The organism is Microcoleus vaginatus PCC 9802 (assembly GCA_022701275.1).
GTDB lineage: Bacteria > Cyanobacteriota > Cyanobacteriia > Cyanobacteriales > Microcoleaceae > Microcoleus > Microcoleus vaginatus_A.
On the sequence record CP031740.1, the window covers coordinates 4,835,318 to 4,848,285 of the forward strand.

A 12,968-nucleotide genomic window follows, 5' to 3' on the forward strand; every position below is an offset into this window, starting at 1 on the left:
ACAATATCCTGGAGGGAATGTTGAACAAAGCAATCAAGGTAGATAAAATTCTCAACGCCTGATGGCGACTTGCCCTAAAAGCTTTTGTGACTGCTATACCAATTATCAAATATTAGCCCGCAACCGCAATATTTTTAGCAGGGTGTTGAATTGATCGGGCAAAGGTGCGATCGCCTCTATTAATTCTCCTGTTACGGGATGCTGCAATGTCAGCCGCCATGCGTGGAGGGCTTGTCCTGTTAAATTGACGCCGATGGAACGGTTGGAACTGTACATCGGGTCGCCCACAATCGGATGTTTTATTTCGGCTGTATGCACGCGAATTTGATGAGTGCGGCCGGTTTCTAATTGATAGTGCATTAAGCAATAGTTGCCGATTTTTTCTTTGATTTTCCAGTGAGTAACTGCGGGGCGACCGCCTTTTTCTACTGGTACTACTGCCATTTTTTTGCGGTCTGTGGGATGTCGCCCGATGGGTAGGTCTATTGTGCCTGTTTCGCTGTTGGGAGCACCGTAAACTATGCCTAAATATTCGCGGCGGGCGGTTTTGGTTTTGAGTTGGGCTTGCAGGTGTTGGTGGGCTATGTCGGTTTTGGCGATCGCGATCGCACCCGTTGTATCTTTGTCTAATCTGTGTACGATTCCCGGCCGCTGAACTCCGCCTATTTCTGCTAGGGGACAGTGGGCTAACAGGGCGTTGACTAATGTACCGTCTTGGTGTCCGGCGGCTGGGTGGACGACTAATCCGGCTGGTTTGTTGATGATAATTAGGCTGTCGTCTTCGTAGAGAATGTCGAGGGGAATTGCTTCGGGCTGCAAGTTTGTGGCTTGGATTTCAGGTAGGATAATTTGGATGCGATCGCCCGTTTTTACTGATATTTTTTTCGAGGTGCAGGTTTCGTCGTTGACTTTGACGTTGCCTTGTGATATGAGAGTTTGGATTCGCGATCGGGATAAGTCCGGTATCTGGTTTGACAGCCAAATATCTAATCGCTGATTGACATTACTGCGATCGAATTCCTCTGTATTTTCTACTGTGTAAATCTGTGCCGCAGTGTCTGTTTCTATCATTTACTTTTTACTATTTTTTGCCAAGTGTGTAAAGCAAATATGTTAATCATAACATCTGTGAGTTCGTTCGCGAGCGCACCGATACGTCGAAACCCCGGTTTTTTCACAGTAATACTTCCTTTGGGTCTGCAGATTCGGTAAAAAATCCGGTTTCTTGGATGGGAGTGGTTAAGTCGTTTGAGTATAATCGTCAATTCTATCGACAATTATCGCAGTGGCCGCAGCGCATTGATGTAGCTTCCTTGGCAAACCCAAAAGCTTGCAGCAAAAATTGCCACCTGCACTCGCGATGTTTGAGATATTTTGCCATTTCTTCCGCTGCGGTAAAACTTAATTTTTCCGCTTTTTGCTGTGGAGATTTATTGATCGCATAATTAAAAGGATCTTGCCATGTTAATTGTCCGCTGCTGTGCAAGATTGAAAGGGCGAGATCGCTTTCAGGAAATTCACGGGAAACTGCTTCTATATCGCCTTTAACTGGCAGTTTTTTTGCTAATTGCTGAGCTTCTCGGTATTGCGATCGCAATTTATCTTGAAAAAATTGTGCTCTTTGTTTATCTTCAGGATAAAGCAAACCCGTAGGTTCGCTAATCAATGTCAGGGCGATCGCCGATTTGCCGTCGCGTCCGCCTCTACCAATTTCCTGAATGTATTCCGATAATAGCAAAGGTGCTTGAAAGTGAACAACCCACCGGACATCTGGCTTATTAATTCCCATCCCGAATGCTGACGTACAAGTCACGAATTTAAGCTCATTGTTCAGCCAAGCTGTTTCTATTTTTCGTCGTGATTCTGGACTCAAACCTGCATGATATGCTGCTGTTTCATAACCTGCTGCGTCCAACAAATCCGCCAAATTTTCGCTATCTTTTCTGGTGCGGACATAGACTAAACCTGCTTGTTTTTGTCGCTCTTTGATAAAATTTAATAATTGCTGCTTGCGTCCTCTCGGCGTCCAGACAGTCTGCACTTGCAGGTGCAGGTTAGAACGGTACGGACTTAGCAGAAAGGCTTCTGGTTTTCGCAGTTGCAATACATTTTTGATTGTCTGCTGTGCTTCCGGGTTGGCGGTAGCGGTGAAAGCGGCGATCGCAATTTTACTTCCTTCGGGTTTAGCTTTCAACAAAGCCGGCCGCACTGTTCCCAAACGGCGGTAAGCTGGTCGAAAAGTATCACCCCACTGCACTAAACAGTGAGCTTCATCTAATATTAAACCGTTGATTTGGATGTGCGGCTGACTGATAATTTCCCAAACAGGTTTGCTGAGTAACGTTTCAGGAGACAGGTACAGCAATCTTAATTTGTTTTGTTGCAGCGATTGCATAGTTTGTCGGCGCTGCGCTGTAGGCAATTGACTGTGGAGGAGGGAAGCAGGAAGATTGCGATCGCGCAATTCTTGCACTTGATTTTCCATCAGTGCAACTAACGGCGAAACAACCAAAGTTAAGCCTGTTTGCAACAAAGCTGGCAGTTGAAAGCAGATTGATTTGCCACCACCTGTCGGCATAATTATAATTGTATCTTTTCCGGCTAATAAACTACCGACAATTTCTCCTTGGGGTGGTCGAAAGTCGTCGTATCCCCAGATTTTTTGGAAGGCGGCGCGGGCTTGATTTAATGATATTGGTTCTGGTTGGTATTTCATTGGATTTATCCCCAAATCAGACGTAAGGTGAGCAGTGCGTGCCCTACATAATTAGTGAATCTGAGGCCGTAGGGTGCGTCAGCAACAATACGCTCTGTATTTAGCGAAGATTGTACAACTGACGCACCCTACAATAACTATTCTTAAAATTATCTGCGTTTATCTGTGTTTATCTGCCTTACATCTGCGGTTGACCGGCCCTATCAAAGATTTATGTAATTGCTCGTCTATTTTAGATTTTGAGTTTTGGATTTGAGACGATCGTCCATTCTAGAACCCTGCGAATCCCCGAATATCTTCAGCAATCCAAAATCCAAAATCCAAAATCTAAAATCCTTTAAGATTGAGCGTCTCGGCGGCCGAGTTCGTAAACGCCGCCGCCAATACAGGCGATCGTACCCATAGATACCGCCCAACCAGTACCCAGAGACAATTCGACCCCCCAATTGCACAATCCGCCCACAATTAAAAAGGGCAAAATGCTCAACAGCGAAGCGTAAAAGGCATTTTGAGCTTCTCTGGCTTGGCGGGTTCTTTCAAACTCGGCTTCCGAGGTGTAGAGGGATCTCTCGGCAAAATTCATCCAGCGGTTGAGTTGCAGGATTACCCATTCTGTCAGGGGCGACAGACCCCAGTACAGGGCCAAAGACCACAAGGACGCACCGGCGATCGCAGTTGCGTCTATGGCAAAACTAAACGGAAAAATTTCAGTAAGCATTGCTTGATGTTTGTGATGAATATGAGATTTTGGATGTTATCCAAAATCTCCGAACTTAACTATAGTGTCAAGCAAAAGCTTGATCGAATTCAACCGCAGCAGCAATTCCTCGGCCAATTTTTTTTTATCACCCCTGGGCATTTACCCGGAAGCCTTGACACGGGTTTTGGATGGAGTAAGATACACGTTGTTATTAAACTGATTCGCGATCGCGGGTAGAGCTCAAAGCCAATCTTGCAGCGAATTGGCACAACTTACATCTTGCACCCTTCTCAGAAACTGGTCGGAAAGCCCGCCCCTGAAAGCTTTATTGGCATTGGTGCAAGATGTGAGCCTAACAGACAACGCACACTCGCACACACATTTAACTTTGAGCCGTGAAAAAAATCCTGCAAAACTCTAGAGGCCCGCTGACGGCAAAACGCTTTTTTCGTCTCAGACAGATGCTGCTGCTGGCACTTTCGATCGGCATTGTTTTGATCAGCCCTTATTTACAGCAGCAGGTGGTCAAAGCTCAGTCAGGCTTACCAAACAGAGTAGCGACGGGTAATTTGTGGCAAGAAGCTTCTTTTCCAGTCGAAAACTTTGAAACATACACTTCCGCCTTCGGCCCCCGTGGCGGCGATTTTCATTACGGTTTGGACTTGGCCGCCCCGGAAGGCAGCTATATCCGCAATTGGTGGGGCGGGCAAATTGTGGAAGTTTGGGAAGATGGCCGGTGCGGCACTGGTATGGTGGTGCGATCGGGAAATTGGGAACACATCTACTGTCACCTCAGAGGCCGAGTGCTAACAGCTAACGGCGGGCGTTATTATACCGATCGCGAAGGTACCGTGCAAATTTGGCAAGGTCAAACAGTGCCTGCGGGTGCGAGAATTGCCAGAGTTGGGATGACGGGCCGCACGAGTGGGCCTCACTTGCACTGGGGATTGAAGTACGGCGGCCGCTGGGTAGACCCGGCTTTGGTACTTCGGGAAATGTACGCGCAACAATCTTAATTTCTCATTAGTTAGTAGTGATAGCAATCCTCGCATCATTTGTTAATTTCTTACTCCCTCCCCTTCGTAAGGGGAGGGTTGGGGTGGGGTAAAAATTTACGACTCTTGCAAGGATTGCTATAGTAGTCATTAGTAATTAGTTAAAAGTCATTTTTTTTGGTTTGTAGTAAGGACTAAAGTCCTTATTTTTTGGAGAATGAGGAATAAAGTCCTCACTACAAACTTGAATAACTACTGACTAATGACCAATGACTAATGACTCTTTACGTTGGGGCTAACTCTTTTTTGGTCAACTGGGTGTACCGCTCGACAATTTGGCGGAATTCGTCGCCGTCGATCGTTTCTTCATCCAACAGCGCTTCAACAAGTTTGTCTACCAAAGCCCGATTTTCGCGGATTATTCGGCGAGCTTCTTCGTAGCAGTCAAAGGCAATTTCCCGGACTTGCCGATCGATCTTGATTGCCATGTCTTCGGAATACTCGGATCGCGAATTCCAGTTCTGGCCCAAAAACACCTCATTGTTCGGACTTTCCAAAGCCACAGGCCCCAAATCCGACATTCCGTAAAGCGTTACCATCTCCCTCGCGAGACTGCTAACTTTTCTGAGATCACTACCGGCACCGGTGTCGATTTCAGCATCGCCATAAATTTCGGCCTCCGCCGCTCGTCCCCCCAAAGCTACTTTAATTCGGTTTAACAGCAAAGCCCGACTCCTTAAACCTTCGCTGTCGAGCATTTCGTCGTCGAGCACAAAGCTAGTAAAGCCTTCGATGCCGCCGGAACGGGGAATAATCGTTACTTTTTCCACCGGGTCAGCATTTTTGAGCATGGTCGCGACTAGGGCGTGTCCAACTTCGTGGTATGCTGTCATCCACTTTTTCTTGCTGTCCAGCAGCGGGTTGAGGGTAAGCCCGATCGTGATCCGGTCGATCGCGTCGTGAACTTCTAAGTTAGTAATCGTGTCTTTACGACGCCTCGCTGTGAGAATAGCTGCTTCGTTGAGCAAGTTTGCCAAGTCGGCACCGGAAAAGCCGGGAGTGCGACGGGCGATCGTGTCTAGGGCAACTTCTGGGTCGAGTTTTTTGTTGCGGGCGTGAACTTGCAAAATCCCCAAACGCCCTTTGTAACTGGGTAAATCTACCGTTACTTGCCGATCGAACCTGCCGGGCCGCAGCAGGGCGGTATCGAGCACGTCGGGCCGGTTAGTAGCTGCAATCACAATCACGCCACTGTTACCCTCAAAGCCGTCCATCTCTGTCAGCAACTGGTTGAGAGTTTGTTCGCGTTCGTCGTTGCCGCCGCCGATACCAGCGCCGCGCTGCCTTCCTACGGCGTCTATTTCGTCGATGAAGACGATGCAGGGCGAATTTTCTTTAGCTTTGCGGAACAAGTCGCGGACGCGGGAGGCGCCGACTCCGACAAACATTTCGACAAATTCGGAACCGGAGATGCTGAAGAAGGGGACGGCTGCTTCGCCTGCGATGGCTTTTGCCAGCATTGTTTTGCCGGTTCCTGGAGGCCCGATTAACAGAACTCCTCTGGGAATTTTGGCGCCGATGGCGTTGAAGCGTTCGGGTTTTTTGAGGAAGGTTACGACTTCTTGCAGTTCTTCTTTAGCTTCTTCGATGCCTGCTACGTCGTCGAACATCACGCCGGTTTTAGCTTCCATTTGGAAACGAGCTCTGGATTTGCCGAAGTTCATGGCATTTCCTTGAGATTGGGTCGATCGGCGCAGGATTGCCATCAGCACTGCCAAGACTGCAAAAATCACTAGCAAGTTTACTACTAAACTGACTGCGGCGGTGTTGTCGGCTGTTTGTTTGACTTCAAAGTCAATCTTTTTGGCGCGGATTTGCGAGTACAGTTCTCGGTTGTTGTAATCGAAGAGACTAACTGATTGGGTTAGATCGCTTTTTTGATTTTTTAGCCTAACCTTGGCAGTTTTTTGAGTTTCGTCTACTTCGATTTTACTGACTTGGCCTTTTTCTATGTTGTCGATCAGTTGGCTGTAACTCATGGTGTTTGGCGCGCTGTCGGCAAACACCGGGGTCGAGAGCAATATTCCTTGAGAAATCACCAAACTGCCCAGGATGCGCCAAAGATTCCGTCCTGGAATTGATTTTTTAGGATTCTGGCTCGACTTGTCTTTGTTTACAGCTAGATGCCCCAGCCATGCGTGTTTCCAAGAATTTTTCATATTGCTTTGCCCAATGTTGAAGACTGCCAAGATTGACCGCTTTTGGTTTGCTACGTTCATTTATTTTAACAAGATGGCGGGTGTTGGACGGGTTTATCTCTCGCGGGCATCTTAAGAGGCCCCTCAAAATAGCGGCTTGTGAACGATCCGAGTCTGTTTTCCCTGACCGGGCTTATGAGCACTCACCCCTCCTACCCATAACCTTCTGTTCTTCCTTCTATTTTCTACATCGGAAACTTTACTTGACAGTTGCCGATCGAACTTGCTATGTTAATCATACTCGTAATGAGTACGTTTTAGGAAAGCAGTTATTGTTTTTAAGCTTTATGGTAAAAATTGTCGGCATTGGTGGAAGTTTGCGGGCTGGCTCCTACAGCCAGTTAGCGTTGAATGTGGCCGCAGAACGGGCGCAAGCCCTGGGCGCGGAAGTTGAAATATTCGATTTGCGATCGCTCAATCTGCCATTCTGCAATGGTGAGAATGATTATATCGATTACCCCGATGTGGAAAAGCTGCAGAATGCGGTTAAGCAAGCCGACGCCTTGATTTTGGCAACGCCGGAGTATCACGGTAGCATCAGCGGTGCTCTCAAGAATGCCCTGGATTTGATGAGTTTTGAGCATTTGGACGGGAAAGTTGCGGGTGGGATTAGCGTTTTGGGAGGGCAAGTTAACAACAACGCACTCAACGATTTGCGCGTGATTTTGAGATGGGTGCACGCTTGGGTAATTCCCGAACAAATTGCGATCGGACAAGCTTGGAAAGCTTTTAGTCCTGAGGGTAAATTGTTGGATGAAAAACTCTCTGAAAGGTTCGACGAATTTGCTCGGAGTTTAGTAGAAAATACGCGGAAATTGCGAGGAATTTCGTAATTTTATCTCATGACAAATGCAGTCCGGGACGCAACTGCCATAGTCTTTGGCTGCGTCAGTTCCAATAATTTCTCGATTAGAAGAGGTTTTGTCTCTAGCAGAGTACCCTACAAGCTGTAATGTTAACTGTTAACAGTCAACAGTCAACTGAGTTAAAAGGGCATATCGATCATGTCTCCGAAAGGATGGGGTACGTCGATCGGCATTCTTCCGGGTTTTGACTCATATTTGTCTATCCACTTTTTGGCCAATTCCAAAGCTTCCTCCTCAGTCTTGGCATTTTGGACGGCGACGTGGCGGTTGCCGCGACTATCCCAAACCTCGACGTAGAAGACTTTCTGGGATTGAATAATCCAACCTTTATAAGTGTCTGCTGGTTCCATAGTTAGAATCCTAAAATAATCGGGCGGGGAGTTCCAGTGGCGAGCTAATTGTAAATATTGCCCTGCATAAAATGAATTTTACGGGGGTTTCTATAGTATTTTTGGAAAAAAGTCAGTTTTACGGTTAACCTCATGACCCGACTCCTGAAGCAATTATTTAACTGGAGAAAATATCTCCAACCTTTGGCGGCGACGATCGCGATCGCCCTAATCGCATCCCAGATGGCAGTATTGCCGGCATTGGCGACTGGCGTTTACGAAATGCCCGTGTTGTCGGCGGGCGATCGAACTTGGGTGTTCGACAAAGGCGACGTGCTCAGCCGCAGCAGCGAAAGCAATATCAGCAGCGTGCTCGACAACCTGGAAAACAAAACAGGGAAACAAGTCAGGTTTGTCACCATCCACCGCTTAGACTACGGCGAAACGACTGCCACTTTCACCGACCAACTGTTTGAACAGTGGTTTCCCGAAAAAGAAGACCAGACTAATCAAATTTTACTCGTTCTCGACACTGTTACCAACAGCGCGGCAATTCGGACGGGGGAAGGGGTGAAATCCCTGCTACCCGATGAAATTGCCCAGAGTGTAGCTGGGGAAACCGTGCAAGTGCCCCTGCGGGAAGCCAATAAATACAACGAGGCATTTGCGGCTGCAAGTACGCGCATTGCAACTGTTTTGTCGGGCGAACCCGATCCGGGTCCTCCTGAAGTTGTTGACAACATTCAAGTTGAAGGCACGTTTAAAAAAGCTGAAGAAACAGACCAAGGCAATGCCACAGTTGTTGTGGTTGTGCTGTTGGTGTTGGCGACAGTGATTCCGATGGTGACTTATTTCTGGTATCAAGGTTTTTCGTGATCGGGTGCTGATAAATTCGATCGGTTGCCGTTTTGTCAAGAAATTAAGGCAGGGCTGCACTAATCTTGAACGTATTCTCGATCGCTCAACAATGCGATTTCTGCCCGCACAAATTCCCGTCCCAGATAAGCCGCGTGATCTAACATTGTCACCGGACAGGGGCGGGTTTCTTCTAGGATTTTGACGCAAAGTTCTTTGGCGGTTCTGCCGGTAAAAAGTGTGGATTGGGTGCGTTCTACTTTGCCGCGGGCGGGGATGGGTTTACCAGTTTCGGGATCGACGGCGAGGCCGCGATCGTCGATGATGTTGGTGAAATGTTTGGCACAAATTAAGCTGGTTTCGCGATCGAGATAGATGATGAAGTAGCCGCCTGGATCGAGGTCGATGTGGCGTTTGGATAGCTTGTCATCGATGGCGGTGAGATTTTCTAAGGTTTGACTCATGGTTGGTGAAAGGAAGTAAACAATAGCTATATTTTTTTTGCTATTTCTAGTTTAGTCGGCTGCGGGACAAGTTTGGCAGGTTGGTTGGTTGAATGCGGGGGAAGTTTCGGGCGATCGACAATCCCTGCAATTTGCCGATCGCTCCTATGCTAGAGTCGATCGGACTGGACAGAGAAATTGATGAGTTAACTTAAGAGGCGATCGCTGTTAGAGCCCCGACTTTTTCAAGAAGTCGGGGCTCTGGGTATTGTGTTTTTTTAGTCGTTGCTCACTTATATATGATGCAAAATCGGTTATTATTGTATATAGAATTTGTTGGTATTAAAGCTAAGCAAAAATGAAATTTATAGATTTGTTTTCAGGAATAGGAGGTTTCAGACAAGGCTTTGAAAAGATAGGCTTTGAATGCGTTTTTTCATGCGAAATTAACAGCAAATGCCGAGAAGCTTACCAGAAAAATTTCGGTGAGGTTCCTTTTGCAGACATCAGTAACATCAATCCAGCCGATTTAGCCGACTTTGATATTTTAGTCGCCGGGTTTCCGTGCCAACCTTTTAGCATTTGCGGAAAAAAGTTGGGTTTTGAAGATACTAGAGGCACGCTATTTTTCGAGATTTGTAAAATTATAAAAATCAAGCAGCCTAAAGTTATCGTTCTCGAAAATGTCAAGCACTTAATCCATCACGACAAGGGAAATACCTTAAAAGTAATTATTGCCAGTCTTGAAGATTTGGGATACAGGGTGAATTACCAAATGCTGAATGCTAAAGACTTTGGAATTCCTCAACATCGTGAAAGAATATTCATTATTGCAACTCAAGGTCAACCATTCAATTTTTCTCGGCTTAAAACCCAGTTGACTCCAAAACTCAGGGAATTTCTAGACAAGACAGGGGATTTTGAAATATTGGACAAATCCGAGTATACTTTAATTGATTCTCCGAGAAAGCAAGATTCGGGACTTTTGTTTGTAGGTTACAGAAATAAAGGTACTTGGAAAACTGGCGTGAGGCCAAATACAGAACATTTATCGAGGGTTCACAGACAGCCTAATCGCATTTATTCGGTAGAGGGAGTGCATCCCACAATTCCTTCGCAAGAAACATCGGGCAGGTTTTTTATCTACATTCCTGAGCAAGATATGGTAAGAAAGTTGACGCTGAAGGAATGTTACCGTCTTATGGGTTTTCCTGAAGATTTTAAAAGTTATCCAAGTGCGGGGGAAAGTTACAAGCAAATTGGGAATTCGGTTTGTGTACCTGTGGTGGAGGCGATCGCGCAAGAAATATTAAGTCAAAATTTATTGTATGATGAAATGAAGGGATTGCCCAGAGAAATAAATGAATATTTAGAGCTTGCTATTTTCTAACAGCACTTACGCAAGTGTGCCACTCCAATTGACTTGTAAGGTGCGTCAGACGGATTTAGAGAGCGATAAGCGAGGATTTTGGTTCTGACGCACTCTACTAATACAGGACTAAAATTAAATTCCTTAATTCGATCGCCAGTTTCATTTTAACACAGCCTCATGCTGTGAAATTTGCACTCAAAACTCCCATAGTTGACAGTCGATCGATATTTGTATGAACACGGCAGTACGGTGTCCAAATCCGAATACATTTGTAGGGATACACCACTGCTGTGTCCGCGATATTTGCAAGGACACGGCACTGCCGTGTCCCTACCGAAAACCGCCATACAACAACGGATCGGACGCAATCTTAATTCCTGACTGCAAACAATAATTAGGCGGGAACTTGGATTTTTTCGGTGCCGGCAAGTTCAAAGGCTGCGTGAATTGCTTTCAAAGCAGTTACTCCTTGTCCTTCATCCACAACGCAGCTAATTTTAATCTCAGAAGTTGCAATCATTTGAATGTTGATTTGCTGGCGGGAAAGCGCTTCAAACATCTTTGCCGCTACTCCCGGATGCGCTACCATCCCGGAACCGACAACACTAACTTTGGCTATTTGTGTATCGACTGCTACTTCGCCCCATCCAAATTCGGGGGCGGCTTTTTCGAGGGCGTTTTTAGCAGCTTCGGCGTCAATTTGTGCTACGGTGAATGCAATGTCGCGAGTTAATATGCCGTCAATATTGTGACAGCGCTGCGACTGAATGATTGTATCTACGCTGATATTTTCCTCGGCTAAAAGTCCGAACAGTTTTGCTGCTACTCCGGGGCGATCGGGCAATTGGCGAATTGCTAGACGCGCTTGATTGATATCCAACGCAACGGCGCGGACTGCGGGCGGTTTTTGGGATGATGAACGCAGCCCAATAGGGGAGTTGGCAACATCAAATGTTTTGCAGAGTTCGGCAACTGCCCGATCGCAATCTTCGGCATCGATCGCACAACTAACTTTCACCTCGGAAGTGGAAATCATTTGAATGTTAATTCCTGCATCCGCTAAAGTCTTAAACATCTGCGCGGCTACCCTCGGACGACCGATCATTCCCGCACCCGCAATGCTAACTTTAGCTATTGGCCGCTCTTCTGCTTTCACTTCCGGTTCTCCCAATTCTGCGCGAGAATTCTTGCCGAGGGCGGGGATAATTGCATCTGCAACCGCAGTAGCTTGTTGGAGAGATTTTCGCGTCACTGTAAAGGCAATATCGTTAGTATTTCCTTCATGAATTGACTGAATAATTAAGTCTACATCGAGGTTTTGCTGCGCGATCGCACCAAACAACCGCGCTGCTACGCCGGGGCGATCGGGCAAACGCAGTAGCGACACCCCTGCCTGATCTAAGTCAAATTCCACCGCATCCACCGCTGTTGCGAGCTCCAAACCCTCCAAAGGCCGAAGTTTGGGGGGTGGGGACACTACACGGGTACCGGGGGCGTCACTCCAGCTAGAAAGCACTACCAGCGGCACGCCGTAATTCTTGGCAATTTCTACAGCGCGCGGATGCAGGACTTTTGCGCCCAAACTCGCCAATTCCAGCATTTCGTCGCAAGTGATTTCGTCCATCAATTGCGCGTCGGCAACCAAGCGCGGATCTGTAGTCAGAATTCCGGGCACGTCGGTATAAATTTCGCATCTGTCGGCCCGCAGGGCTGCAGCCAAGGCTACTGCGGTTGTGTCGGAACCGCCACGGCCCAAAGTGGTAATTTCCAATTCTCCGGCATCGGCGATACCTTGGAAACCAGCAACCACAACGACTTTACCGCTTTTTAACTGGCTCTGGAGCCGATTCGGGTCGATTCGCAAAATCCGGGCGCGGGTGTGGGCGGCTTCGGTGACAATGCCGACTTGGGCGCCGGTGAGGGAAATTGCGGGCTGTCCCATTTCCTGCAATGCCATGCTCAAAAGTGCGATCGAGACTTGTTCCCCAGTGGAGAGCAACATATCCATTTCCCGCTTGTTGGGATTTGCGGAAATTTCCTTGGCGAGTTTAACTAAACCGTCGGTGGTTTTGCCCATCGCTGAAAGTACGACAACGAGAGAGTTGCCGAGCTGTGCTGTTTTTACTACTCGTCGGGCTACTTCCAAAATGCGATCGACTGTGCCAACCGAGGTTCCGCCATATTTCTGAACAATTAGTGCCATAGGACTTACACAAAAAGTGATGCAATACTTAAGTTAATATACGCAAATTTTTGATAATAACCGATGAATGTTTATATCGTTTCTGAGGAGGCTGCTAGGCGATCGGGTTTTTACAGCACATTATATTCCTAGGGACAGGGCAATGCCGTGTCCCTACCGGAATCTGCGACTTATGCGAATTTAGATTGTTGATTGAAGAATTGAAGAATTGCGAATGACTTATGAAGAACC

At 47.1% G+C, this 12,968-nt stretch carries 12 protein-coding genes; 5 read left to right on the forward strand and 7 right to left on the reverse strand.

Annotated elements, in window-relative coordinates:
* Positions 1 to 105: 105 nt before the first annotated feature.
* From D0A34_19770 to D0A34_19780, 3 genes are all read right to left on the reverse strand, one after another.
* Complete coding sequence (locus D0A34_19770; GenBank protein ID UNU20814.1) at positions 106 to 1,071, reverse strand: RluA family pseudouridine synthase; 966 nt, start codon at positions 1,069 to 1,071, stop codon at positions 106 to 108.
* Positions 1,072 to 1,267: 196 nt separating this feature from the next.
* Entirely contained in the window at positions 1,268 to 2,716 is a 1,449-nt protein-coding gene (locus D0A34_19775) for an ATP-dependent DNA helicase RecQ (protein UNU20815.1), read from the reverse strand.
* Between the two features lie 337 nt (positions 2,717 to 3,053).
* Positions 3,054 to 3,434, reverse strand: a complete 381-nt coding sequence (locus D0A34_19780) for a hypothetical protein (protein UNU20816.1) — start codon at positions 3,432 to 3,434, stop codon at positions 3,054 to 3,056.
* Positions 3,435 to 3,440: 6 nt separating this feature from the next.
* Between D0A34_19780 and D0A34_19785 the strand changes: the two genes are divergently transcribed.
* Positions 3,441 to 3,653, forward strand: coding sequence for a hypothetical protein (locus D0A34_19785; GenBank protein ID UNU20817.1), 213 nt, complete (start codon positions 3,441 to 3,443; stop codon positions 3,651 to 3,653).
* Between the two features lie 170 nt (positions 3,654 to 3,823).
* On the forward strand, positions 3,824 to 4,432 hold the full coding sequence (locus tag D0A34_19790; protein UNU22380.1) for a M23 family peptidase: 609 nt from the start codon (positions 3,824 to 3,826) through the stop codon (positions 4,430 to 4,432).
* Positions 4,433 to 4,695: 263 nt separating this feature from the next.
* Here the strand turns inward: D0A34_19790 and hflB are convergent, their stop codons facing one another.
* The gene (gene hflB, locus D0A34_19795; protein ID UNU22381.1) at positions 4,696 to 6,630 is read right to left on the reverse strand and encodes an ATP-dependent zinc metalloprotease FtsH; all 1,935 of its coding nucleotides are present in this window, start codon (positions 6,628 to 6,630) and stop codon (positions 4,696 to 4,698) included.
* Between the two features lie 326 nt (positions 6,631 to 6,956).
* Here hflB and D0A34_19800 point away from each other — a divergent pair, with 326 nt between their 5' ends.
* Complete coding sequence (locus D0A34_19800; GenBank protein ID UNU20818.1) at positions 6,957 to 7,502, forward strand: NAD(P)H-dependent oxidoreductase; 546 nt, start codon at positions 6,957 to 6,959, stop codon at positions 7,500 to 7,502.
* A gap of 152 nt (positions 7,503 to 7,654) precedes the next feature.
* Here D0A34_19800 and D0A34_19805 read toward each other — a convergent pair whose 3' ends face one another.
* A complete protein-coding gene (locus tag D0A34_19805) occupies positions 7,655 to 7,885 on the reverse strand; it encodes a hypothetical protein (protein UNU20819.1) in 231 nt (76 codons plus the stop codon).
* Positions 7,886 to 8,017: 132 nt separating this feature from the next.
* Here D0A34_19805 and D0A34_19810 point away from each other — a divergent pair, with 132 nt between their 5' ends.
* Positions 8,018 to 8,740: a YgcG family protein gene (locus D0A34_19810; GenBank protein UNU20820.1), complete on the forward strand. Its 723-nt coding sequence runs from the start codon at positions 8,018 to 8,020 to the stop codon at positions 8,738 to 8,740.
* Between the two features lie 59 nt (positions 8,741 to 8,799).
* Here D0A34_19810 and D0A34_19815 read toward each other — a convergent pair whose 3' ends face one another.
* Positions 8,800 to 9,183, reverse strand: a complete 384-nt coding sequence (locus tag D0A34_19815; GenBank protein UNU20821.1) for a DUF4346 domain-containing protein — start codon at positions 9,181 to 9,183, stop codon at positions 8,800 to 8,802.
* A 337-nt stretch (positions 9,184 to 9,520) separates the two neighbouring features.
* Between D0A34_19815 and dcm the strand changes: the two genes are divergently transcribed.
* Positions 9,521 to 10,552 (forward strand): DNA (cytosine-5-)-methyltransferase, encoded by a 1,032-nt coding sequence (gene dcm, locus D0A34_19820; GenBank protein ID UNU20822.1) that lies wholly within the window; start codon positions 9,521 to 9,523, stop codon positions 10,550 to 10,552.
* 376 nt (positions 10,553 to 10,928) lie between these two features.
* On the opposite strand, the gene D0A34_19825 is transcribed toward dcm, so the two are convergent.
* Positions 10,929 to 12,737: an aspartate kinase gene (locus tag D0A34_19825; GenBank protein UNU20823.1), complete on the reverse strand. Its 1,809-nt coding sequence runs from the start codon at positions 12,735 to 12,737 to the stop codon at positions 10,929 to 10,931.
* Positions 12,738 to 12,968: the final 231 nt, after the last annotated feature.

Excerpts from the sequence above, each read along its gene's own strand:
- D0A34_19800 (UNU20818.1), top strand. The coding sequence starts at position 6,957 with ATGGTAAAAATTGTCGGCATTGGTGGAAGTTTGCGGGCTGGCTCCTAC.
- D0A34_19815 (UNU20821.1), bottom strand. The coding sequence starts at position 9,183 with ATGAGTCAAACCTTAGAAAATCTCACCGCCATCGATGACAAGCTATCC.
- D0A34_19780 (UNU20816.1), bottom strand. The coding sequence starts at position 3,434 with ATGCTTACTGAAATTTTTCCGTTTAGTTTTGCCATAGACGCAACTGCG.
- D0A34_19825 (UNU20823.1), bottom strand. The coding sequence starts at position 12,737 with ATGGCACTAATTGTTCAGAAATATGGCGGAACCTCGGTTGGCACAGTC.
- hflB (UNU22381.1), bottom strand. The coding sequence starts at position 6,630 with ATGAAAAATTCTTGGAAACACGCATGGCTGGGGCATCTAGCTGTAAAC.
- D0A34_19775 (UNU20815.1), bottom strand. The coding sequence starts at position 2,716 with ATGAAATACCAACCAGAACCAATATCATTAAATCAAGCCCGCGCCGCC.
- dcm (UNU20822.1), top strand. The coding sequence starts at position 9,521 with ATGAAATTTATAGATTTGTTTTCAGGAATAGGAGGTTTCAGACAAGGC.
- D0A34_19785 (UNU20817.1), top strand. The coding sequence starts at position 3,441 with ATGTTTGTGATGAATATGAGATTTTGGATGTTATCCAAAATCTCCGAA.
- D0A34_19810 (UNU20820.1), top strand. The coding sequence starts at position 8,018 with ATGACCCGACTCCTGAAGCAATTATTTAACTGGAGAAAATATCTCCAA.
- D0A34_19805 (UNU20819.1), bottom strand. The coding sequence starts at position 7,885 with ATGGAACCAGCAGACACTTATAAAGGTTGGATTATTCAATCCCAGAAA.
- D0A34_19770 (UNU20814.1), bottom strand. The coding sequence starts at position 1,071 with ATGATAGAAACAGACACTGCGGCACAGATTTACACAGTAGAAAATACA.